The following is a 22,086-nucleotide window of genomic DNA, read 5'->3' on the forward strand; positions in this document are numbered from 1 at the left end:
TTGGCGTTATTGAAGCAAGCAATCCATGAAATGACAAGTTGCGATCGTCTTAGCTGAGAAGCAAAAAGGCGGCCCGACTAACCGGACGGCAAGCGCAGAATACGCTGTACCGGCCGATCGACGGGCCGCCTGATGATATGCAGTAACGCCTGTAAGCGGCGGCTGGCGCTTAAAACGCGCAGCCGGGCGCGGTAATTACCAGCCTTTAACGGCGCCACCGTTAAAGATTTTATTCGCGGCGTCAGCGACTTCGTCAGACTGATAGGCCTGAACAAATTTCTTCACATTCTCTGCGTCTTTATTATCTTCACGCGCAACGATCATGTTGACGTAAGGGGAGTCTTTATCTTCTACAAAGATGCCGTCTTTTGCCGGCGTCAGCCCAATCTGGCTGGCGTAAGTGGTGTTGATCACCGCCAGCGCGATCTGAGCGTCATCTAGCGAACGCGGCAGCTGCGGCGCTTCCAGCTCGACAATCTTCAGCTTTTTCGGGTTTTCCACGATATCCAGCGAGGTCGGCAGCAGACCCACGCCATCTTTCAGCTTGATCAGACCCACTTTCTGCAACAGCAGCAGGGAACGGCCGAGGTTGGTCGGATCGTTAGGAATCGCTACCTGAGCGCCTTCCTGCAGATCGTTCAGCGATTTGATTTTTTTCGAGTAGCCCGCGATAGGGTAGACGAAGGTTTTGCCGACCGAGACCAGCTTATAGCCGCGGTCTTTGATCTGCCCGTCCAGGTAGGGCTGATGCTGGAAGGCATTAACATCGATATCGCCCTTGCTCAACGCTTCGTTCGGCAGCACGTAATCGTTAAAGGTGACCAGTTCGACGTCGAGACCATATTTGTCCTTCGCCACTTTCTGCGCGACCTCAGCAACCTGCTGCTCGGCGCCCACAATCACACCCACTTTAATGTGGTTTGGATCTTTCTCTTCCTGTCCACATCCTGCCAGAGCCATGGCGCCCAGAAGCGCGCTTACCGCAGCAATCTTTTTAAATGTAAAAGACATATCCCTTCCTTAATAGAGAGAATTGATGTTGCTTATTTATGTGTGACTGCACGAACGATGCGGTCGCCACAGAACTGAATGAGATACACCAGGACAACCAGCAATACCAGTACGGTATTCATTACCGTGGCGTTATAGCCGATGTAGCCGTACTGATAGCCGATCTGCCCCAGTCCGCCTGCGCCGACCGCGCCGCCCATGGCGGAATAGCCGACCAGCGTAATCAAGGTAATAGTGGCCGCATTTACCAGCCCCGGCAAGGCTTCCGGCAGCAGAACCTTACGAATGATCTGCATCGGCGTGGCACCCATCGCGCGTGACGCCTCAATCAGTCCGGTAGGCAACTCCAGCAGGGCATTTTCCACCATACGCGCGATAAAAGGCGCGGCGCCGACGGTCAGCGGAACGATCGCCGCCTGCAGGCCGATCGAGGTGCCAACGATGGCGCGAGTAAAAGGGATCATCCAGACCAGCAGGATGATAAAAGGAATCGAACGGAAAATATTCACCAGCGCGGACATCACGCGATAAAGCTTGTTGTTCGCCATAATCTGACCGGGACGGGTGATATAGAGCAGCACGCCGACCGGCAGACCGAGCACAAAGCCAAAAAAGCCAGAGACGAAGGTCATCATCAGCGTTTCCCAGATGCCGCGGGCCAACAACCACATCATTGCTTCAGACATACCCTAATACCTCTACTTTTACATGGTGCTGCTGTAAATAGGCGATCGCGCCCTGCGTCTCCTGCTCGCTGCCGTGCATTTCCGCCAGCATGATGCCGAACTTCACACCGCCCGCGTAATCCATCTGCGCACTGATAATGTTGTTGTTAACGTTGAAGCGACGCGCCGTTTCCGACAGCAGCGGCGCATCCACCGACTGACCGGTAAACTCCAGGCGCAGCAGCGGCACGCTTTCCGCCGTCGATGCAGCCTTCAGGCGCTGCTGATAATCTTCCGGAATATCCAGATGCAGCGTCGACTGAATAAACTGCTGCGCCAGCGGCGTTTTAGGATGGGAGAAGACTTCGCTAACGCTGTCTTTTTCAATCAGCTGACCGTTGCTGATAACCGCAACCTGATCGCAGATGCGTTTCACGACATCCATTTCATGCGTAATCAGCAGAATGGTAATGCCGAGACGGCGGTTAATATCTTTCAACAGTTCCAGAATTGCGCGCGTGGTCGCCGGATCGAGAGCGCTGGTGGCTTCGTCGCACAGCAGCACTTTCGGGCTGCTGGCTAATGCGCGGGCGATAGCGACGCGCTGTTTCTGTCCGCCGGAAAGGTTCGCTGGCCAGGCGTCATGTTTGTCGCCAAGACCAACGAGATCCAGCAGCTCGGTGACGCGCGCTTTTACCGCTTCGCGCGGCGTATTGTCCAGCTCTAGCGGCAGCGCTACGTTGCCGAATACGGTGCGGGAGTTAAGCAGATTGAAATGCTGGAAAATCATGCCGATCTGGCGGCGCGCCAGCGTAAGCTGGCTTTCGGAAAGCGTCGTCAGTTCCTGACCATCGACCAGAACGCTGCCTGAAGTCGGGCGCTCCAGCAGGTTGACGCAGCGAATTAACGTGCTTTTACCGGCGCCGGATGAGCCGATGACGCCGTAAATCTGCCCGGCGGGCACATGCAGGCTAACATCGGACAGCGCGGTAATAGTGCGCGAGCCCTGCTGAAAGACTTTAGTAATATGGGAAAGTTTTATCATTGATTTACTTATTATCTATCGCGATGTAGTTATCCGTGGTGTTTTCTGTTTTTGCCTGAGCGGACCGACAAAAAGTTGAAACGGATGTTAAGGCATCCAGACGTCCAAATCAATCAGAGAGATTCAATCTGCCATTCTCTCTTTTATTACAATCATGCGATACTGACAGACAAATTCGGCAGCAGGAGTTTCTACGTGACGGCTAAAGTACCGGCGGTTTTTCTCGATCGCGATGGCACAGTGAATGTGGATCATGGCTATGTCCATGAGATTGATGATTTTCAGTTTATCGACGGCGCTATTGAAGCGATGCGCGAGCTGAAAGAGATGGGATATGCGTTGGTGCTGGTGACGAACCAGTCCGGCATCGCGCGCGGCATGTTTAGCGAAGATACGTTTATGCAGCTCACCGAGTGGATGGACTGGTCGTTGGCCGACAGAGGCGTGGACTTTGACGGCATCTACTATTGCCCCCATCATCCTGAAGCGGCGGTTGAAGCGTATCGTCAGGAGTGCGACTGTCGCAAGCCGCAGCCCGGCATGCTGCTGAGCGCGATGAAGCACCTTAATATCGATATGACCGCTTCCTATATGGTAGGCGATAAGATTGATGATGTCCTGGCGGGCAAAGCAGCTGGCGTTGGCACCAATGTGCTGGTGCGCAGCGGCAAAGCGGTCACCGTCGAAGGCGAAAAGGCGGCCGATTGGGTGTTGGACAGCATTGCCGACCTGCCTGCACGGATAAAACAGGGCTAAAAACAGGCGTTCTGCACGAAATTTCAGCGAACGATAAAAAAGTTGAAATTAGCACTTGTCAGCCCCGAATTACTCCCTATAATGCGCCTCCATCGACACGGCACAACGGCTTACGCCATGCGGTGTTGAGCGGTTCAGCGAAGTCTGAATCGCCGGAGAAAAACTTCTGAAAAAGGGGTTGACTCTGAAAGAGGAAAGCGTAATATACGCCACCTCGCGACAACGGCACGAAACGCCGGTCGCACCGCTCTTTAACAATTTATCAGACAATCTGTGTGGGCACTCACAGGACGGATATCGCAAAACACATTTGCAGTATCAAGTCTCAGGAGTGAACACGTAATTCATTACGACGTTTTTCTATGAGCATCAGACTTTAATTGAAGAGTTTGATCATGGCTCAGATTGAACGCTGGCGGCAGGCCTAACACATGCAAGTCGAACGGTAACAGGAAGCAGCTTGCTGCTTCGCTGACGAGTGGCGGACGGGTGAGTAATGTCTGGGGATCTGCCCGATGGAGGGGGATAACCACTGGAAACGGTGGCTAATACCGCATAACGTCGCAAGACCAAAGTGGGGGACCTTCGGGCCTCACACCATCGGATGAACCCAGATGGGATTAGCTAGTAGGTGGGGTAACGGCTCACCTAGGCGACGATCCCTAGCTGGTCTGAGAGGATGACCAGCCACACTGGAACTGAGACACGGTCCAGACTCCTACGGGAGGCAGCAGTGGGGAATATTGCACAATGGGCGCAAGCCTGATGCAGCCATGCCGCGTGTATGAAGAAGGCCTTCGGGTTGTAAAGTACTTTCAGCGGGGAGGAAGGGATGGCGCTTAATACGCGCCGTCATTGACGTTACCCGCAGAAGAAGCACCGGCTAACTCCGTGCCAGCAGCCGCGGTAATACGGAGGGTGCAAGCGTTAATCGGAATTACTGGGCGTAAAGCGCACGCAGGCGGTCTGTTAAGTCAGATGTGAAATCCCCGGGCTTAACCTGGGAACTGCATTTGAAACTGGCAGGCTTGAGTCTCGTAGAGGGGGGTAGAATTCCAGGTGTAGCGGTGAAATGCGTAGAGATCTGGAGGAATACCGGTGGCGAAGGCGGCCCCCTGGACGAAGACTGACGCTCAGGTGCGAAAGCGTGGGGAGCAAACAGGATTAGATACCCTGGTAGTCCACGCCGTAAACGATGTCGACTTGGAGGCTGTTTCCTTGAGAAGTGGCTTCCGGAGCTAACGCGTTAAGTCGACCGCCTGGGGAGTACGGCCGCAAGGTTAAAACTCAAATGAATTGACGGGGGCCCGCACAAGCGGTGGAGCATGTGGTTTAATTCGATGCAACGCGAAGAACCTTACCTGGTCTTGACATCCACGGAATTCGGCAGAGATGCCCTAGTGCCTTCGGGAACCGTGAGACAGGTGCTGCATGGCTGTCGTCAGCTCGTGTTGTGAAATGTTGGGTTAAGTCCCGCAACGAGCGCAACCCTTATCCTTTGTTGCCAGCGCGTGATGGCGGGAACTCAAAGGAGACTGCCGGTGATAAACCGGAGGAAGGTGGGGATGACGTCAAGTCATCATGGCCCTTACGACCAGGGCTACACACGTGCTACAATGGCGCATACAAAGAGAAGCGACCTCGCGAGAGCAAGCGGACCTCATAAAGTGCGTCGTAGTCCGGATTGGAGTCTGCAACTCGACTCCATGAAGTCGGAATCGCTAGTAATCGTGGATCAGAATGCCACGGTGAATACGTTCCCGGGCCTTGTACACACCGCCCGTCACACCATGGGAGTGGGTTGCAAAAGAAGTAGGTAGCTTAACCTTCGGGAGGGCGCTTACCACTTTGTGATTCATGACTGGGGTGAAGTCGTAACAAGGTAACCGTAGGGGAACCTGCGGTTGGATCACCTCCTTACCAAGCTGATACCTTCCCGTGCAGTGCTCACACAGATTGTCTGATAGAAATTAACGAGCAGTAAAATCCCGGCAGGCTTGTAGCTCAGGTGGTTAGAGCGCACCCCTGATAAGGGTGAGGTCGGTGGTTCAAGTCCACTCAGGCCTACCAATTCCTTCCAGTACGGCGTTATGGTTCCGGCTTGCATAGTTTACTATGCTTCGCGAAACCATGCCTTGTCCTGAACGGAATTAAAGGTTAACGGTGATTTTACAGTATATCTGGGGCTATAGCTCAGCTGGGAGAGCGCCTGCTTTGCACGCAGGAGGTCAGCGGTTCGATCCCGCTTAGCTCCACCATCAACGTCAGGTTGATGACCACTCCAGAATACATTCACGAATGTATTGTGCAGTATTTGCTCTTTAACAATCCGGAACAAGCTGAAAATTTGAAAGAGCAGCTTCTTGTATAAAGAACTGTTCAGAGTCTCTCAATTTCTCGCACCATGCGGTGTCGCAAGACGCCTGCGGGTTGTGAGGTTAAGCGACCAAGCGTACACGGTGGATGCCCTGGCAGTCAGAGGCGATGAAGGACGTGCTAATCTGCGAAAAGCGCCGGTGAGGTGATATGAACCGCTATCAGCCGGCGATGTCCGAATGGGGAAACCCAGTGTGATTCGTCACACTATCGTTAAGTGAATACATAGCTTAACGAGGCGAACCGGGGGAACTGAAACATCTAAGTACCCCGAGGAAAAGAAATCAACCGAGATTCCCTGAGTAGCGGCGAGCGAACGGGGAACAGCCCAGAGCCTGAATCAGCATGTGTGTCAGTGGAAGCGTCTGGAAAGGCGCACGGTACAGGGTGACAGTCCCGTACACGAAGATGCATGTGCTGTGAGCTCGATGAGTAGGGCGGGACACGTGGTATCCTGTCTGAATATGGGGGGACCATCCTCCAAGGCTAAATACTCCTGACTGACCGATAGTGAACCAGTACCGTGAGGGAAAGGCGAAAAGAACCCCGGCGAGGGGAGTGAAAAAGAACCTGAAACCGTGTACGTACAAGCAGTGGGAGCCTTCATTTATGAGGGTGACTGCGTACCTTTTGTATAATGGGTCAGCGACTTATATTCTGTAGCAAGGTTAACCGTATAGGGGAGCCGCAGGGAAACCGAGTCTTAACCGGGCGCTCAGTTGCAGGGTATAGACCCGAAACCCGGTGATCTAGCCATGGGCAGGTTGAAGGTTGGGTAACACTAACTGGAGGACCGAACCGACTAATGTTGAAAAATTAGCGGATGACCTGTGGCTGGGGGTGAAAGGCCAATCAAACCGGGAGATAGCTGGTTCTCCCCGAAAGCTATTTAGGTAGCGCCTCGTGAATTCATCTCCGGGGTAGAGCACTGTTTCGGCTAGGGGGCCATCCCGGCTTACCAACCCGATGCAAACTGCGAATACCGGAGAATGTTATCACGGGAGACACACGGCGGGTGCTAACGTCCGTCGTGAAGAGGGAAACAACCCAGACCGCCAGCTAAGGTCCCAAAGTCATGGTTAAGTGGGAAACGATGTGGGAAGGCCCAGACAGCCAGGATGTTGGCTTAGAAGCAGCCATCATTTAAAGAAAGCGTAATAGCTCACTGGTCGAGTCGGCCTGCGCGGAAGATGTAACGGGGCTAAACCATGCACCGAAGCTGCGGCAGCGACGCGAATGCGTTGTTGGGTAGGGGAGCGTTCTGTAAGCCTGCGAAGGTGTGCTGTGAGGCATGCTGGAGGTATCAGAAGTGCGAATGCTGACATAAGTAACGATAAAGCGGGTGAAAAGCCCGCTCGCCGGAAGACCAAGGGTTCCTGTCCAACGTTAATCGGGGCAGGGTGAGTCGACCCCTAAGGCGAGGCCGAAAGGCGTAGTCGATGGGAAACGGGTTAATATTCCCGTACTCGGTGTTACTGCGAAGGGGGGACGGAGAAGGCTATGTTGGCCGGGCGACGGTTGTCCCGGTTTAAGCGTGTAGGCTGACTTTCCAGGCAAATCCGGAAGGTCAAGGCTGAGGCGTGACGACGAGGCACCACGGTGCTGAAGCAACAAATGCCCTGCTTCCAGGAAAAGCCTCTAAGCATCAGGTAACAGTGAATCGTACCCCAAACCGACACAGGTGGTCAGGTAGAGAATACCAAGGCGCTTGAGAGAACTCGGGTGAAGGAACTAGGCAAAATGGTGCCGTAACTTCGGGAGAAGGCACGCTGGCATGTAGGTGGAGGGACCCGCTCCCCGAGCCGAAGCCAGTCGAAGATACCAGCTGGCTGCAACTGTTTATTAAAAACACAGCACTGTGCAAACACGAAAGTGGACGTATACGGTGTGACGCCTGCCCGGTGCCGGAAGGTTAATTGATGGGGTTATCGCAAGAGAAGCTCCTGATCGAAGCCCCGGTAAACGGCGGCCGTAACTATAACGGTCCTAAGGTAGCGAAATTCCTTGTCGGGTAAGTTCCGACCTGCACGAATGGCGTAATGATGGCCAGGCTGTCTCCACCCGAGACTCAGTGAAATTGAACTCGCTGTGAAGATGCAGTGTACCCGCGGCAAGACGGAAAGACCCCGTGAACCTTTACTACAGCTTGACACTGAACATTGAGCCTTGATGTGCAGGATAGGTGGGAGGCTTTGAAGCGCGGACGCCAGTCTGCGTGGAGCCATCCTTGAAATACCACCCTTTAATGTTTGATGTTCTAACCTGGCGCCGTAATCCGGCGTGGGGACAGTGTCTGGTGGGTAGTTTGACTGGGGCGGTCTCCTCCCAAAGTGTAACGGAGGAGTACGAAGGTCAGCTAATCACGGTCGGACATCGTGAGGTTAGTGCAATGGCATAAGCTGGCTTGACTGCGAGAGTGACGGTTCGAGCAGGTGCGAAAGCAGGTCATAGTGATCCGGTGGTTCTGAATGGAAGGGCCATCGCTCAACGGATAAAAGGTACTCCGGGGATAACAGGCTGATACCGCCCAAGAGTTCATATCGACGGCGGTGTTTGGCACCTCGATGTCGGCTCATCACATCCTGGGGCTGAAGTAGGTCCCAAGGGTATGGCTGTTCGCCATTTAAAGTGGTACGCGAGCTGGGTTTAGAACGTCGTGAGACAGTTCGGTCCCTATCTGCCGTGGGCGCTGGAAGACTGAGAGGGGTTGCTCCTAGTACGAGAGGACCGGAGTGAACGCACCGCTGGTGTTCGGGTTGTCATGCCAATGGCACTGCCCGGTAGCTAAGTGCGGAAGAGATAAGTGCTGAAAGCATCTAAGCACGAAACTTGCCTCGAGATGAGTCTTCCCTGGGGCCCTGAGCCCCCTGAAGGGACGTTGAAGACGACGACGTTGATAGGCCGGGTGTGTAAGCGCAGCGATGCGTTGAGCTAACCGGTACTAATGACCCGTGAGGCTTAACCTTACAACGCCACAGGCGTTTTGAGGATGAGAGACGATTTTCAGCTTTGTTTACCGGATAAAAGAAATCTGCGGAAACGAAAGATGTTGCGCTGAAGCAAGGCGGCAAATGAGACATCAGGAAGGAGCATACAGCGGTATGTGACTGAGTGATGCGAATGCGGCCAACGCAGCAGCAGCGCAGGAGATTCGTTTCCGGCACAAAGAATTTGCCTGGCGGCAAGAGCGCGGTGGTCCCACCTGACCCCATGCCGAACTCAGAAGTGAAACGCCGCAGCGCCGATGGTAGTGTGGGGCCTCCCCATGCGAGAGTAGGGAACTGCCAGGCATCAAATCAAGGTTAGTCCTGTAAAGGTCGACACCGGTTATCAGCGAGACCCCGCTGGTAATGCAGTATTCGGTGGTGCGGTAGTTCAGTCGGTTAGAATACCGGCCTGTCACGCCGGGGGTCGCGGGTTCGAGTCCCGTCCGCACCGCCACTCTATAAGCAATAGCCCTGACAGCAATGTCAGGGCTTTTTGCTTTTCTGTTTTGGCTCGCTTCAATGCCTTCACTTAAGCCCAAAACTTTTACGCAGACTTTCTTCATCAGTTTTGGGTTCAATATTTTATGTACCTGAAGCATACAGACTGCGTACCAGAGCGTTTACCGCGCCATTTGCTCCAGTCTGTGTACGATGGAGCGTGAGTAGCCTTACAGAAGATGATGTTCGTTAATCCATTCGCCGAGAAAATCGATAAAGGCCCTGACGCGCGTACTGACGGCGCGATCGCTGTAATAAACGGCGTTAAACGGCATTGCGACCGGCAGGCGTTTATCGGCCAGTACCTCAACCAGGCTACCATCGCTGAGTTCTTTATCGATCATGTAGTCTGAGAGGCAGGCGATACCGTTCCCCGCCAGGCAGAGCTGCTTCAGCGTCTCTCCGCTATTGGCAGTAATGGTGGGCTGAATGGTATAGAGTTCGCCGTCGGGCTGCGCTACAGGCCAGCGATTCAGCGCCGGCGTTTCTACGAAGCCGAGGCAGCTGTGCTGCGCCAGCTCGTCAACGCTTACCGGCACGCCGCAGCGCGCCAGATAAGCTGGCGCTGCAATCATTTTGCGATAGCTGGTAAACAGTGGACGGGCGCGCAGGCTGGAGTCTGTCAGGTTCCCGGCGCGGATCGCCACATCCACCTTACGCTCAATCAAATTAATAAAGGTTTCGGAAGAGATGAGAGAAAGCGTCATCTCTGGGTAGCGCTGGCGAAAAGGCGCCATCATTGGCGTCAGCAGGTGTAAAACAACCGGCGTGGCGGCATCTACCCGCAGTAATCCGCGCGGCACCTGTCGGCTTTCCATCAGCTCATTTTCCGCCGCCGCCATCTCCTGCAACAGCTTTTGCACCTTACGAAAATAGCCTTCGCCTTCCTGTGTAAGGCTGATTTGGCGAGTGGTGCGCGTCAGCAGTTCAACGCCGAGCTTAGCTTCCAGCTTTTTCACAGCGCGGCTAACGGCGGAGGTCGCCAGCTCCAGCTGCCTGGCTGCGCGGCTGAAGCTGCCGCTTTCCACTACCGTAACAAAGATTTTTAACTCATCTGTAGATGCTTTCACCCCGTCTCCCGTACGTTATTCTTTCCTCTGCGTTCTTGCCGGACAGGATAGCAGAGGGCAGGGCGATCCGAATTTGTTGCTATCGTAACATTTGCTTGCCTGTCGGAAAGGTAAATTCCATCGCGCCGATTGAAACTCTCCCCTGAAGCCCCTATAACTGAAGTCAGTAGTTGTATACAGACACTTCAGAAACGGGCGGTATCGTGCGGAAAAAAACCTATGCCATGAGATATGTAGCCGGCCAGCCAGCGGAAAGAATTTTCCAGCCGAACGCCATGCTGCATGTTGGGCAAGCGCTTCCGCCAGGCGCGCCGATTACCTCCAGCGCAACGCTACGCGTGCTGGTATGGAATATCTTTAAGCAGCAGCGGGCTGACTGGCTGTCAGTGCTGCAAAACTTTGGCAAAGATGCGCAGCTGGTGTTGCTGCAGGAGGCGCAGACCACGCCGGAGCTGGTGCGCTTTGCGACGTCGAACTATCTGGCGGCGGATCAGGTGCCTGCTTTCGTGCTACCGCAACACCCGTCAGGCGTCATGACGCTGGCGGCTGCCCATCCGGTTTACTGTTGCCCGCTGCGCGAACGTGAGCCGCTGCTGCGCCTGGCGAAATCGGCGCTAATTACGGCTTATCCTTTACCGGACGGCAAAATGTTGATGGTGGTAAACATCCATGCGGTTAACTTTAGCCTTGGCATCGATGTTTACAGCAAACAGCTGGGGCCGATTGGCGAGCAGCTGGCGCATCATGACGGCCCGGTGATTATGGCCGGGGACTTCAATGCATGGAGCCGTCAGCGTATGAACGCGCTCTATCGTTTTGCGCGCGAGATGGGTTTACGCGAGGTGCGCTTTACCGATGATCATCGGCGTAAGGCGTTTGGCAGACCGCTCGATTTCGTTTTCTACCGTGGATTACAGGTAGCCGAAGCCAGCGTGCTGGTAACGCGCGCCTCCGATCATAATCCGCTGCTGGTCGAATTCGCCGCTACCGATTCTGTTCAGGCATAAAAAAAGCCGATCCTGCGATCGGCTTTTTCTCTTCAGCAAGTTTAGCTGTCTGGCGTCGCGCTGTTATTCACGAACAGGGTGATCTTATCACCTGGCTGAATCGAACTACTGTCGCTCAGCACGCTGTTCCAGCGCTTGACGTCTTTGATGTCCACACCATGTCGACGCGCAATACTGGCAAGAGAATCACCCTTACGAACCTTATAGGTGATGCTGTTGCCGTTATCGGCCAGTTCACTACCTGCGACGCTGTTACCAAAGGTCAGCGTCTGTCCCGGCTTAATCGTGTTACCGCGCAAATTATTCGCGCGTTGCAACGCTTTTACCGAAACGCCCATCCGGCTGGCTATGCCTGACAGGGTGTCGCCGTTACGCACCGTATAGCTTTTGGTGCTGGCGCTGTTTGCCGCAAGACGCGTCGGCTGTACAGCGGCGATATCACCAGAGGCCAGAGAACTACGCAGCTGAGCGACATTCGCCTTCGGCACCATAATATAGTGCGGTCCGTTAGGCGCCGTGGCGCCGCGTTTGTAGCCCGTATTGTAGTTCTTCAGCTTCGCGACCGGCAAGCCGGCCATTTCCGCCGCCTGCGTCAGTTCTATCTGCTGACCCACTTCAACGCGCGCCAACGCTCGACTTTCGTTCGGGGCTGGTAACCGTACGCCATAACGCTTGTTGTTTTTCAGGATATCCTGCAACGCCAGCATTTTAGGAACGTACAGCGTGGTTTCACGCGGTAAGGACAGATGCCAGAAATCGGTTGGTTTGCCGCGCGCTTTATTCTGTTTAATCGCTTTCAGCACTCGCCCTTCGCCGCTGTTATACGCTGCGATGGTCAGCAACCAGTCTCCGTCGAACATCTTGTTCAGACGTTCCATCATATCCAGAACCGCTCGGGTCGAAGCGACGATATCGCGTCGGCCGTCATACCACTGATTCTGTTTTAAACCGTAGTTACGCCCCGTGCTCGGCACTATCTGCCAGATGCCTGCGGCATTCGCGGCGGATGTGGCGTGGGGGTTAAAAGCGCTCTCCACTATGGGTAGTAGTACCAGTTCCATCGGCATCTTACGTTGCTTAATCTGCTCGACTATCCAGTACATATACGGCTCTGCCCGTAAAGTTACATCGTGGAGATAGCTCTTGTTTCTTAAGTACTTTTGTTTCTGCTCTCGGATCCGGGGTTTTCCGGAACCTCCATTTTCAGCCCGTCTCGAATGTAATTCCACAAATCCTGGTCCTGAGTCAGGGCCGTTCCATCATCCTGCCAACGCGGGGATAACAGGCGATCTGTAAATTTATCATTCTCACTTTGACCAGCTGAAGACAGACTCTGTGCATGCTGTTCAGGGACAGCGGCATCGTGTCGCGATGCCTGACATCCCATCATCAGCAAGACCGAGGCGAGAAGGATAATCGCTCTAGTCTTCATGTATGTGTCAATGGTTTGCTTAAAAGACGAGCAATCATACGTGCTGCAGCACCACAACACAACCAGAAAAATCAAAAATTGTCTTTCTTCTGCCGTAGCAGGGCAAAAACGTCCCATGCGTGCTGCGGGGGCATATTCAAGCGCAACGCCCTTTGTAAATCAGCATCTTGCGTACGCAGAAATAAATTAATATACCGTTCGTGCCCCAGTTTTGTTGGCAGACTACTGCAATTTTCAGCACGTAACTTCTTAATTTCCTGATAATAGCGCTGAATTTCCCGATCTTCCGGCAGCGTAGCGTTAGCAAATTTTAAGTTGGATAAGGTATATTCGTGTGCGCAGCAAACCAGCGTTTCATCAGGTAATTCAGCAAGTTTTTGAAAAGATTCGTACATCTGTTCAGCGGTGCCTTCAAACAGACGTCCGCATCCGCCTGAAAACATCGTATCGCCGCAAAAAAGATAAGGCGCGCTGTAATATGAGATATGTCCCAAAGTGTGGCCGGGCGTAAAAATTACCCTAAATTCGCAGTCCAAAACAGGCACGATATCGCCTTCGCTGACAATATGCGTGGCGCCCTTATCTTGTGTCTCTTGCGGTCCGTAGACCACAAGATCAGGCCACCTGTGCACCAGTTCTTTTACGCCGCCAACGTGATCGTGATGGTGATGCGTCAGCAAAATGGCGACCGGGGTCCACTGCTGTTTTTCAATCGCTGCGAGCACCGGCGCCGCTTCGCCTGGATCGACGATCAGGCAGCGGCCCCGATCATCGTTTAATGTCCAGATGTAGTTATCCTGAAACGCTGGGATACTGTTAAGATTCATACACACCTCTCGCACGTCGTGAAGGAACACTGATGGTAAAACATGAAGCCCGCTAAAACACGCCAAATTCTGGCCGCACCGCACTCCTGGTCTGAGATGCCCTGGGGGGAATCGTTCCGCGACGCGTTGACCCAGCATCTGCAGCCTTGCCTCGGCAAGCTGTATGGCTTCCATCTGCTGAAAATCGGCAACCTGAGCGTTGAGATCGATACGCAGGCCTGCGCCATTTCGCATCAGGTCAACGTCGGCGAAGTGGGGCAGGCGGTGCAGGTGGTGGCCGATCCGATGCATCTGCCCTTTGAAGCGAAATCGGTGGATGCCTGCTTGCTGGCGCATACCCTGAGCTGGAGCCAGGACCCGCACCGCATTCTGCGTGAAGTGGATCGCGTGCTGATCGATGACGGCTGGATGATTATCACCGGTTTTAATCCGCTCAGCCTGCTGGGAATGGGGAAACTGCTGCCGGGCCTGCATCGCCGCCCGCCGTGGAATGGCCGCATGTTCAGCCAGATGCGTTTACTGGACTGGCTAAGTCTGCTCAATTACGAAGTGGTGTACCGCAGCCGTTTTCAGGTGGTGCCGTGGAACCGCCAGGGCGGGCGGATGATCAGCACCCACATACCGGCGCTGGGCTGCCTGAATATTATGGTGGCGCGTAAGCGCACCCTGCCGCTGACCATGACGCCAGCCAAAAAAATCAGCGGCAAAGTAAAACTGCGCGCAACGGTCAACGCCACGCGCCAGCTGCACAAGACGAAAGATCAGGACTCCGGCTGATAGCCGATATCTTCAAACGCCGGGCTTCCGGCGGCGGCGCGCGCCAGCTCATCGCAGCGTTCGTTTTCCGCATGCCCGGCGTGACCTTTTACCCATTCCCATTTGATCTGATGATGGCTGAGCGCCGCATCCAGCCGCTGCCACAGGTCGACGTTCTTAACCGGCTTCTTATCGGCGGTCTTCCAGCCGCGCTTTTTCCAGTTATGGATCCAGCTGGTGATCCCCTGGCGCAGGTACTGGCTGTCGGTGCTGAGCGTCACTTCACAGGGCTGCGTCAGCGCTTCCAGCGCCACGATGGCCGCCATCATCTCCATACGGTTATTGGTGGTGCGATAAAAACCGGCGCTAAAGGTTTTTTCATGCTCGCGATAGCGTAAAATAGCGCCATAGCCGCCAGGGCCGGGGTTACCGAGGCAGGAGCCATCGGTGAAAATTTCTACCTGTTTGCGCATCTCTGGTAGACTTCCTCCTGAAAAAACGCCAAGTCTGACATAAACGAGCCTTATGAGCACAGCAATTACACGCCAGATCGTTCTCGATACAGAAACCACCGGTATGAACATGGTGGGGGTGCATTACGAAGGCCATCGCATTATTGAAATCGGTGCGGTGGAGATCATCAATCGCCGTCTGACCGGCAATAATTTCCATATGTACCTGAAACCCGATCGGCTGGTGGACCCGGAAGCGTTCGGCGTTCACGGCATCGCCGACGAGTTTCTGCTGGATAAACCGACCTTCAGCGAGATTGCCGACGAGTTCCTGGAATATATTCGCGGCGCCGAGCTGGTGATCCACAACGCCTCGTTCGATATCGGCTTTATGGACTACGAGTTCAGCAAGCTGAATCGCGGCATCAGCAAAACGGAAACCTTCTGTCAGATCACCGACAGTCTGTTAATGGCGCGTAAGCTGTTCCCCGGCAAGCGCAACAGCCTGGATGCGCTCTGCTCGCGTTACGAAATCGACAACAGCAAGCGAACGCTGCACGGCGCGCTGCTCGATGCCGAGATTCTGGCGGAAGTCTTTCTGACCATGACCGGCGGACAGACTTCGCTGGCGTTCTCTATGGACGGTGAACAACAGCAGAACGAAAGCGGCGAAGGGATCCAGCGCGTCGCGCGCACCTCCGGGCTGCGCGTGGTGGCGGCCAGCGACGAAGAGGTGATGGCGCATGAACAGCGTCTCGACCTGGTGATGAAAAAGGGCGGCAGCTGCCTTTGGCGGGCATAAATACATCATTTCGCTGCAAAAAAACGCAGTAAGATGAAAAAACAGGCAAACGAACGCCCGCGTAAGAAAAAGCGTTGACGGCCAGCGCAACTCCCCTTAATATGCGCCTCGTTCCCGACGGGGAACACAGCGCGGTGCGGTAGTTCAGTCGGTTAGAATACCGGCCTGTCACGCCGGGGTCGCGGGTTCGAGTCCCGTCCGCACCGCCAACTATTCGGAAAGGCCGATTCAGTAATGAATCGGCCTTTTGCTTTTCTGCGTTTTACTCCTCCTGAACCGCCACCGGCGCGACATAGCGCATTGCCGCCGTCTCGCGTTCATCGCGTGCCAGCCAGCGATAGCAGCCTGCGCCGAGCGCCACGCCGATGAACCAGCTGAAGCTGGCGACCGCATGCAGCGATGGCATAAAGCTGATAATCAAGCCGATCGCTACCGACGGCAGCAGCGCGCCGATCGCCTTCGGATTAAAGCCGCCGCGATACCAGTAGCGACCCGACGGCGTCGCGTTGAACAGATCGTCCACCACCACCTTGCCGCGCTTAATCAGATAGAAATCCGCCAGCAGAATGCCGAACAGCGGCCCGATAAAGGCGCCCAGCACATCCAGCGTATAGTGGATCAACTCCGGCGACTGGAACAGGTTCCACGGCGTCAGCAGCACCGAGCCGACGGCGGCGATCATGCCGCCGGTGCGGAAGCTGATCTTCTGCGGCGAGCAGTTAGAAAAGTCGAAAGCGGGAGAGACGAAGTTCGCCACGATATTAATGCCGATAGTGGCGGTGATCATCGTCAGCAGGCCAATCGCCACCGCCAGATCGTTGCCCACCATGCTGACGGTTTCAATCGGATCGGTGATCATCTTGCCGAACAGCGAACGCGTCCCGGAAACAATCACCACCGTCACCAGGGAAAACAGCAGGAAGTTAAACGGCAGACCCCAGCGGTTACCGCGGCGAATCGCCTGCATGCTTTTACCGTAGCGCGAGAAATCACCAAAATTGAGCAGCGGGCCGGAAAAATAGGAGACCACCAGCGCGGTAGCGGTGATCATCTGCCAGCCCTGCTCGCTGACGCTCAGGCTCTTGCTGGCCAGGGTGAAAGCGATCCCGGAAAAGCCGGTTTTGTATACAATCCAGCCCGCCAGCGCCAGCATCACCACATAAACCGCCGGACCGGCGATGTCGATAAAGCGCTTAATCGCGTTCATGCCGTGCCAGAATACCGCCGCCTGCAACAGCCACATCACGCCAAAGCAGATCCAGCCGAGCAGCGACAGACCGAGCCAGGAAGCGTGCGTCAGCGTCGCCAGCGCGGGCCAGAATTTCAGCAGCACCAGCATCAGCGCGTTAGAGGCGAGCCAGGTCTGAATGCCATACCAGGCGAAGGCGATTAACCCGCGTATCACCGCCGGGATATTGGCGCCAAAAACGCCGAACGCCTGACGGCAGATCACCGCGTAGGGCACGCCCGTCAGCTGGCTCGGCTTCGCCACCAGGTTGGCGCAGAGCTGCACGATGCAAATGCCCGCCAGCAAACAGATCAATACCTGCCAGCTCGCCAGGCCCAGCGTAAAGAAGCTGGCCGCCACCACATAGCCGCCCATGCTGTGCACGTCCGACATCCAGAAAGAAAAAATGTTGTACCAGCTCCAGGTTTGTTGACGTACCGGCGCGAGATCGTCGTTGGTCAGGCGCGGACTGTAGTGCGCATCGTCCTGTGTGGCGGATGCTGAAGTAACGGTTGAATGTTCTGGCATGAAACCTGCTCCTCTGAAGATGGGTAACGGAGAACCTCGTGCTTCAGCACTTGCAGGATCCAGGCCAACCGGAAAAGGTGTTACACGGACGGGCCTCACCGCGATCCCTTTTTTGTATACAAAACCGCGCGACGGGAGAAAGCGATGAAGCGTGAAACCGGCCAGCGAACGGCCACAGAACTGAACGACAGTCATGAGCCTGTTTATCAGGCGTTGTTAACCGCCATTGTGGAACAGCGGCTGCCGCCCGGCAGCCGACTGCCGGAGGAGGCGCTCGCCATCGCCTTCGGCATCAGCCGCACTGGCATCCGCAAAGTGCTGCAACGCCTCGCGGCGGTGCAAATGATTGTATTGCTGCCCGGACGTGGTGCTAAGGTCGCCTCGCCCGATGCGGAAGAGGCGCGGGACATCTTCCACACCCGTGCGCTAATCGAATGCGGCAACCTGCCCAGCGTGATGGCGCACTGTCAGCCGCCGCATTTAGCGGGACTGGAGCGGCTGCTGGAGCAGGAGCGTCAGGCGCACCGGCGGCAGGATGGCGCGGCGGCGATCCGCCTTTCCGCCGCTTTCCATATTCAGCTACAGGCGATTTCCGGCAACCGGGTGCTGACGGAAATGGTCACTCACCTGACCCAGCGTTCGTCGCTGGTTATCGCCGTCTGGGGCGCGCCGTGGCGACAGGGCTGCCGCTGCGACGATCACGATCGGCTGGTGGATTATCTGCGCGCGGGCGCGCTGCCGCCGCTGACGGACGCCCTGCAACGCCATTTCGATCAGATCCTCGCTTCCCTGCGCTTTGAGCGCGACGGCGAAGCGCCGCCCGATTTCACTCGTCTGTTTGCCCATAAAGGAGCGCGTCATTTATGAGTTCCCTCTTAATTCAGGTCATCAACCCCAACACCACGCTGTCGATGACCGAAACCATCGGCTGTGCGGCGCGCGCGGCCGCCGCACCCGGTACGGAAATCCTCGCCGTTTCCCCTTCGCAGGGCGTGCCGTCGATAGAAGGCCACGCCGACGAGGCGATTGCGGCGATCGGCGTGCTGGAGCAGATCAAACGGGGAAGGGAGCAGGGCGTGCAGGGGCACGTTATCGCCTGCTTCGGCGATCCCGGCCTGCTGGCGGCGCGCGAGCTGGCCAGCGGCCCGGTAATCGGCATCGCTGAAGCGGCGATGCATCTGGCGACAATGGTGGCGACCCGTTTCTCCATCGTCACCACGCTGCCGCGCACGGTGATTATCGCCCGCCACCTGTTGCAGCAGTATGGCTTTACCCACCACTGCGCCGCCCTGCACGCTATCGATCTGCCGGTGCTGGCGCTGGAGGATGGCAGCGGACAGGCGCAGGAGCAGGTGCGCCTGCGCTGTTTGCAGGCTAAACGCGAAGACGGCTGCGGTGCGATCGTGCTGGGATGCGGCGGCATGGCGACGCTTGCCGCCGAGCTGACGCAGGAGCTGGGCATGCCGGTGATCGACGGCGTCGGCGCCGCGGTAAAAATGGTGGAATCGCTGGTCGCGCTGGGCTTAGGCACCAGTAAATATGGCGATTTGGCATATCCACGAGAAAAAAAGATATCGGGCGCTTTTCAGCACCTAAACTAACGGAAGCTATCTGCTCAAGAAAGGAGCCAGAGAATGAGTGCATCTCCAGAGAAGAAAGAGTACAGCTTTAATAAAAACTATCCGCGCGATCTGCGCGGGTATGCAGGCAAGCCGCCGCATGCCGCCTGGCCCGGCGAGGCGCGCATTGCGGTGCAGTTTGTTCTCAACTATGAAGAGGGCGCGGAAAACAACGTTTTACACGGCGACGCGGGATCGGAGCAGTTCCTTTCCGATATTATCGGCGCCGCCAGTTATCCCGATCGCCATATGTCGATGGATTCGCTGTATGAATATGGTTCGCGCGCCGGTTTCTGGCGCATTCACAATGAGTTTCAGAAGCGCGGTCTGCCGCTGACGGTGTTCGGCGTGGCGATGGCGCTGGCGCGTCATCCTGAGATCGTGCAGGCAATTAGTGAGGCTAAGTACGATGTGGTCAGCCACGGCTGGCGCTGGATTCATTATCAGTCGATGGATGCGAAAACCGAACGCCAGCATATTCAGCAGGCGGTGGATGTGCTGATGGATCTGTTCGGCAAAGCGCCGACCGGCTGGTACACCGGCCGCGACAGCCCGAATACCCGACGGCTGGTGGTGGAGCAGGGCGGCTTCAGCTACGACAGCGACTACTACGGCGACGATCTGCCGTTCTGGACGCAGGTCACCTGCCAGGACGGCACCGTGAAGCCGCATCTGATTATTCCCTATACGCTGGAAACCAACGATATGCGTTTTGCCACGCCGCAGGGATTCAACACCGCCGAACAGTTTTACACCTATCTCAAAGACAGTTTCGACGTGCTGTATGAAGAGGGCGAAACCACGCCGAAAATGCTCTCGGTGGGGATGCACTGCCGCCTGCTGGGACGGCCGGGGCGTTTCCGCGCGCTAACCCGTTTCCTGGATTACATTCAGCAGCACGAACGCGTCTGGATCTGCACCCGTCAGCAGATCGCCGAACACTGGATAAAACATCATCCGGCGCCGGAAATCTGATCGTACCGGCGGCCTCAAACAGGCCGCCGTCTCTCTCATCTTACCGCTCGCTCACCACTCTGTTTCGTTAACCGGTCGCCTTCAGGACGCGCTCATCAGGCTTACCTGCGCGGCGACGATGCGCCATCCTTCCGGCAATCGTGCCCAGCTCTGCTGCTGACGACCGATGCGGTCGCTGCCGACACGGGTAAATTCGGTGCTGCACACGGCGAAGTCCTCGCCGAAGGTGGTAATCACCGTATTATGCAGCTGGCGGTTGAGCCCTGTGGCGGGACGCGCGGCGCGAAACGCCCGAATCGCCTCGATGCCGTACAGGTTCTCTCCGGCGCCGAGGCGCACGGTGCGTTCGTCATGCCAGAACAGCTCATCCAGCACGGCGATATCGTTGCCGACCAGCGCCCGTTCGTAACGCTGAAAAGCAGCTGTCACCTCCGCGACTACCGCAGGCAAATTGATACGATCATACTGCATCTGCAACACTCCCTTTAGCGACCGGCGCCGCCGCGACGCCCATTTCCTCCAGCGCGCGGGCGGCGCGCAGGCAGCGCGCTTCCTGAAACGGCGCGGCGATCAGCTGCACGCCGATCGGCAGGCCGCTGGCGGTTTGCAGCGGTACGGTCACCACCGGCAGGCCGAGAAACGAGATCGGCTGCGTTAGCATGCCCATGCTGGCGCGCACCGGCAGCGTCTGGCCGTTAATCGTCATGGTCTCCTGACCAATCAGCGTGGCGCTGCAAGGCGTGGCGGGCGCGATCAGAATATCGACATGGGCAAACAGCGCCATCGCCTGCTGCTGAAAATGACGGCGGAAACGCTGCGCCTGCACGTACCAGGCGGCGGGCAGCATCGCGCCCGCCAGCAGCCGCTCGCGCGACAGCGGTTCAAAACGCTCAGGCTGGCTGCGCAGCAGGGGCAGGTAGCGGTTGCCGCCTTCCGAGGCGGTAATAATGAAGGCCGCTGAGCGCGCGATATCCACTTTATCTAGCGTCAGTTCTGTGCTCGCCTCCAGCGCGCGCGCCACTTTTGCGACCGCCTGCTGCGCGTCGTCGTCGCTCCACTGGCGGAAAAAGTCGCCCAGCACCGCGCAGCGCAGCCCTTCCATTCCGCGATCCAGCTGCCCCAGCGTAGGCTGCACGGCGACGTTAGCCTGAAAGGCGTCCTGCGCGTCGTGGCCCTGTAGCGCATCATAAACGCACGCCAGGTCTTCGCTACGGCGGGCGAAAGGGCCGATATGATCCAGGCTGGCGACAAACGGATGGGTGCCGTGCCGCGACAGGCGGCCAAAGGTCGGCTTGAGGCCGAACACCCCGCACAGCGAGGCGGGCACGCGAATCGATCCGTTGGTGTCGCTTCCCAGGGTAAAATGCGCCAGTCCGGCGGCGACGGCGGCGGCCGATCCGCCGGAGGAGCCGCCAGCGGTGCGCTGCGGATCGTGCGGATTGCGCGTGGCGCCGTAATGGCTGTTCTCGGTGGTGAAGCCGTAGGCGTAAGCATCCATGTTCAGCATGCCGCTGAGCAGCGCGCCAGCGTCGCTCAGCTTCTCCACCGCCCAGGCGTCGTGCGCGGCGGGCGCGCTGTCGCTGAACAGGCTGGCGCCCGCCAGCGTCGGATGGCCTGCCACGTCGAACAGATTTTTTACCGCATAAGGCACGCCGGCGAGCGGCGGCAGCGGCTGACCTTCGCGCCGCAGCCGATCGAGGCGATCCGCCTGCTGGCGCATACGATCGGCGACGATCGTGGTCCAGGCGTTAAGGCGTGGATTCTGCTGCTCAATAGCGGACAGGTTGGCGGCGGCAATCTCCGCCGCGCTCAGCTCACCGCGTGCCAGCGCCTGGCGCAGCTGGCTGATAGAGAGTTCATGAAGCCTCATGCCTGATAAACCCCCGCTACGTCCAGCCGCATATCGAGCGGCAGCGCCATCAGCGGCCCGGCCATCTGCGCGATGCGGGTAAACTGCGTCAGCAGCTCGGCGCGACGCGCCTCATCCAGCTCCAGATCCAGCAATGCTTCCATCTGGCGCAGATAGTTGTTCCAGTCACTGTCTGTCTGCAT

General features: G+C 56.6%; 17 protein-coding genes, 4 tRNA genes, 3 rRNA genes and 1 pseudogene. 14 read left to right on the plus strand and 11 right to left on the minus strand.

What is annotated here, in order from left to right:
* Positions 1-195 precede the first annotated feature (195 nt).
* Genes C2E16_RS04800 through metN form a run of 3 tightly spaced genes read right to left on the minus strand, consistent with a single transcriptional unit; the run spans position 196 to position 2,721 of the window.
* Complete coding sequence (locus C2E16_RS04800) at positions 196-1,011, minus strand: MetQ/NlpA family lipoprotein (RefSeq protein ID WP_038628001.1); 816 nt, start codon at positions 1,009-1,011, stop codon at positions 196-198.
* 32 nt (positions 1,012-1,043) lie between these two features.
* Positions 1,044-1,697 (minus strand): methionine ABC transporter permease MetI, encoded by a 654-nt coding sequence (locus C2E16_RS04805; RefSeq protein ID WP_038627999.1) that lies wholly within the window; start codon positions 1,695-1,697, stop codon positions 1,044-1,046.
* The gene (gene metN / locus C2E16_RS04810) at positions 1,690-2,721 is read right to left on the minus strand and encodes a methionine ABC transporter ATP-binding protein MetN (protein ID WP_038627996.1); all 1,032 of its coding nucleotides are present in this window, start codon (positions 2,719-2,721) and stop codon (positions 1,690-1,692) included. The genes C2E16_RS04805 and metN overlap by 8 nt, the downstream gene beginning before the upstream one ends.
* 195 nt (positions 2,722-2,916) lie before the next feature.
* Between metN and gmhB the strand changes: the two genes are divergently transcribed.
* From gmhB to C2E16_RS04845, 7 genes are all read left to right on the plus strand, one after another.
* On the plus strand, positions 2,917-3,477 hold the full coding sequence (gene gmhB / locus C2E16_RS04815; protein ID WP_038627993.1) for a D-glycero-beta-D-manno-heptose 1,7-bisphosphate 7-phosphatase: 561 nt from the start codon (positions 2,917-2,919) through the stop codon (positions 3,475-3,477).
* A gap of 377 nt (positions 3,478-3,854) precedes the next feature.
* Positions 3,855-5,397, plus strand: a 16S ribosomal RNA gene (locus C2E16_RS04820).
* 73 nt (positions 5,398-5,470) lie between these two features.
* Positions 5,471-5,547, plus strand: a tRNA-Ile gene (locus C2E16_RS04825).
* A 112-nt stretch (positions 5,548-5,659) separates the two neighbouring features.
* Positions 5,660-5,735, plus strand: a tRNA-Ala gene (locus C2E16_RS04830).
* A 178-nt stretch (positions 5,736-5,913) separates the two neighbouring features.
* A 23S ribosomal RNA gene (locus C2E16_RS04835) occupies positions 5,914-8,819 on the plus strand.
* Positions 8,820-9,027: 208 nt separating this feature from the next.
* Positions 9,028-9,143: ribosomal RNA gene (rrf, locus tag C2E16_RS04840) — 5S ribosomal RNA — on the plus strand.
* Together the 16S, 23S and 5S rRNA genes with 3 tRNA genes alongside form the textbook arrangement of a ribosomal RNA operon.
* A 74-nt stretch (positions 9,144-9,217) precedes the next feature.
* A tRNA-Asp gene (locus C2E16_RS04845) sits at positions 9,218-9,294 on the plus strand.
* 214 nt (positions 9,295-9,508) lie between these two features.
* Here the strand turns inward: C2E16_RS04845 and yafC are convergent.
* Positions 9,509-10,408 carry a DNA-binding transcriptional regulator YafC gene (gene yafC / locus C2E16_RS04850; RefSeq protein WP_084971321.1) on the minus strand — a complete coding sequence of 300 codons (900 nt, stop codon included), beginning with the start codon at positions 10,406-10,408 and terminating at the stop codon, positions 9,509-9,511.
* Between the two features lie 203 nt (positions 10,409-10,611).
* Between yafC and C2E16_RS04855 the strand changes: the two genes are divergently transcribed.
* Complete coding sequence (locus C2E16_RS04855) at positions 10,612-11,415, plus strand: endonuclease/exonuclease/phosphatase family protein (RefSeq protein WP_038630119.1); 804 nt, start codon at positions 10,612-10,614, stop codon at positions 11,413-11,415.
* Between the two features lie 41 nt (positions 11,416-11,456).
* Here the strand turns inward: C2E16_RS04855 and mltD are convergent.
* Positions 11,457-12,847: pseudogene (mltD, locus tag C2E16_RS04860) on the minus strand (murein transglycosylase D).
* Positions 12,848-12,918: 71 nt separating this feature from the next.
* Entirely contained in the window at positions 12,919-13,674 is a 756-nt protein-coding gene (gene gloB, locus C2E16_RS04865) for a hydroxyacylglutathione hydrolase (RefSeq protein WP_084971323.1), read from the minus strand.
* A gap of 42 nt (positions 13,675-13,716) precedes the next feature.
* Here gloB and C2E16_RS04870 point away from each other — a divergent pair, with 42 nt between their 5' ends.
* Positions 13,717-14,451 (plus strand): class I SAM-dependent methyltransferase, encoded by a 735-nt coding sequence (locus C2E16_RS04870; RefSeq protein WP_038627984.1) that lies wholly within the window; start codon positions 13,717-13,719, stop codon positions 14,449-14,451.
* Here C2E16_RS04870 and rnhA read toward each other — a convergent pair.
* Positions 14,436-15,002: a ribonuclease HI gene (gene rnhA, locus C2E16_RS04875; protein WP_162287237.1), complete on the minus strand. Its 567-nt coding sequence runs from the start codon at positions 15,000-15,002 to the stop codon at positions 14,436-14,438. The two genes, C2E16_RS04870 and rnhA, sit on opposite strands and share 16 nt — an antisense overlap.
* Between rnhA and dnaQ the strand changes: the two genes are divergently transcribed.
* A complete protein-coding gene (gene dnaQ / locus C2E16_RS04880; RefSeq protein WP_038627980.1) occupies positions 14,956-15,684 on the plus strand; it encodes a DNA polymerase III subunit epsilon in 729 nt (242 codons plus the stop codon). The two genes, rnhA and dnaQ, sit on opposite strands and share 47 nt — an antisense overlap.
* Positions 15,685-15,817: 133 nt before the next feature.
* Positions 15,818-15,893, plus strand: a tRNA-Asp gene (locus C2E16_RS04885).
* Positions 15,894-15,946: 53 nt separating this feature from the next.
* Here the strand turns inward: C2E16_RS04885 and C2E16_RS04890 are convergent.
* Positions 15,947-17,440: an NCS1 family nucleobase:cation symporter-1 gene (locus tag C2E16_RS04890; protein ID WP_038627978.1), complete on the minus strand. Its 1,494-nt coding sequence runs from the start codon at positions 17,438-17,440 to the stop codon at positions 15,947-15,949.
* Positions 17,441-17,584: 144 nt separating this feature from the next.
* On the opposite strand from C2E16_RS04890, the gene C2E16_RS04895 reads away from it, so the two are divergent.
* The 3 genes from C2E16_RS04895 to puuE are packed head-to-tail and all read left to right on the plus strand — an operon-like array spanning position 17,585 to position 20,034.
* Positions 17,585-18,307 carry a GntR family transcriptional regulator gene (locus C2E16_RS04895; RefSeq protein WP_038627976.1) on the plus strand — a complete coding sequence of 241 codons (723 nt, stop codon included), beginning with the start codon at positions 17,585-17,587 and terminating at the stop codon, positions 18,305-18,307.
* Entirely contained in the window at positions 18,304-19,041 is a 738-nt protein-coding gene (gene hpxA, locus C2E16_RS04900) for an allantoin racemase (protein ID WP_084971324.1), read from the plus strand. The genes C2E16_RS04895 and hpxA overlap by 4 nt, the downstream gene beginning before the upstream one ends.
* A gap of 33 nt (positions 19,042-19,074) precedes the next feature.
* A complete protein-coding gene (puuE, locus tag C2E16_RS04905; protein WP_038627972.1) occupies positions 19,075-20,034 on the plus strand; it encodes an allantoinase PuuE in 960 nt (319 codons plus the stop codon).
* Between the two features lie 81 nt (positions 20,035-20,115).
* On the opposite strand, the gene hpxZ is transcribed toward puuE, so the two are convergent.
* From hpxZ to hpxX, 3 genes are read right to left on the minus strand one after another with little or no spacing between them, the layout of a single operon-like run.
* Positions 20,116-20,505 (minus strand): oxalurate catabolism protein HpxZ, encoded by a 390-nt coding sequence (hpxZ, locus tag C2E16_RS04910; RefSeq protein ID WP_084971326.1) that lies wholly within the window; start codon positions 20,503-20,505, stop codon positions 20,116-20,118.
* Positions 20,495-21,904, minus strand: coding sequence for an AtzE family amidohydrolase (locus C2E16_RS04915; RefSeq protein WP_104951431.1), 1,410 nt, complete (start codon positions 21,902-21,904; stop codon positions 20,495-20,497). The genes hpxZ and C2E16_RS04915 overlap by 11 nt, the downstream gene beginning before the upstream one ends.
* Positions 21,901-22,086, minus strand: a complete 186-nt coding sequence (gene hpxX, locus C2E16_RS04920; RefSeq protein WP_038627964.1) for an oxalurate catabolism protein HpxX — start codon at positions 22,084-22,086, stop codon at positions 21,901-21,903. The genes C2E16_RS04915 and hpxX overlap by 4 nt, the downstream gene beginning before the upstream one ends.

The sequence above is a fragment of the Mixta calida genome, from assembly GCF_002953215.1.
Lineage (GTDB): Bacteria > Pseudomonadota > Gammaproteobacteria > Enterobacterales > Enterobacteriaceae > Mixta > Mixta calida.

Coding starts and splice junctions, on each gene's coding strand:
- C2E16_RS04800 (WP_038628001.1), bottom strand. CDS start 1,011: ATGTCTTTTACATTTAAAAAGATTGCTGCGGTAAGCGCGCTTCTGGGC.
- C2E16_RS04805 (WP_038627999.1), bottom strand. CDS start 1,697: ATGTCTGAAGCAATGATGTGGTTGTTGGCCCGCGGCATCTGGGAAACG.
- metN (WP_038627996.1), bottom strand. CDS start 2,721: ATGATAAAACTTTCCCATATTACTAAAGTCTTTCAGCAGGGCTCGCGC.
- gloB (WP_084971323.1), bottom strand. CDS start 13,674: ATGAATCTTAACAGTATCCCAGCGTTTCAGGATAACTACATCTGGACA.
- C2E16_RS04870 (WP_038627984.1), top strand. CDS start 13,717: ATGAAGCCCGCTAAAACACGCCAAATTCTGGCCGCACCGCACTCCTGG.
- dnaQ (WP_038627980.1), top strand. CDS start 14,956: ATGAGCACAGCAATTACACGCCAGATCGTTCTCGATACAGAAACCACC.
- C2E16_RS04890 (WP_038627978.1), bottom strand. CDS start 17,440: ATGCCAGAACATTCAACCGTTACTTCAGCATCCGCCACACAGGACGAT.
- C2E16_RS04895 (WP_038627976.1), top strand. CDS start 17,585: ATGAAGCGTGAAACCGGCCAGCGAACGGCCACAGAACTGAACGACAGT.
- hpxA (WP_084971324.1), top strand. CDS start 18,304: ATGAGTTCCCTCTTAATTCAGGTCATCAACCCCAACACCACGCTGTCG.
- puuE (WP_038627972.1), top strand. CDS start 19,075: ATGAGTGCATCTCCAGAGAAGAAAGAGTACAGCTTTAATAAAAACTAT.
- hpxZ (WP_084971326.1), bottom strand. CDS start 20,505: ATGCAGTATGATCGTATCAATTTGCCTGCGGTAGTCGCGGAGGTGACA.
- C2E16_RS04915 (WP_104951431.1), bottom strand. CDS start 21,904: ATGAGGCTTCATGAACTCTCTATCAGCCAGCTGCGCCAGGCGCTGGCA.
- hpxX (WP_038627964.1), bottom strand. CDS start 22,086: ATGCAGACAGACAGTGACTGGAACAACTATCTGCGCCAGATGGAAGCA.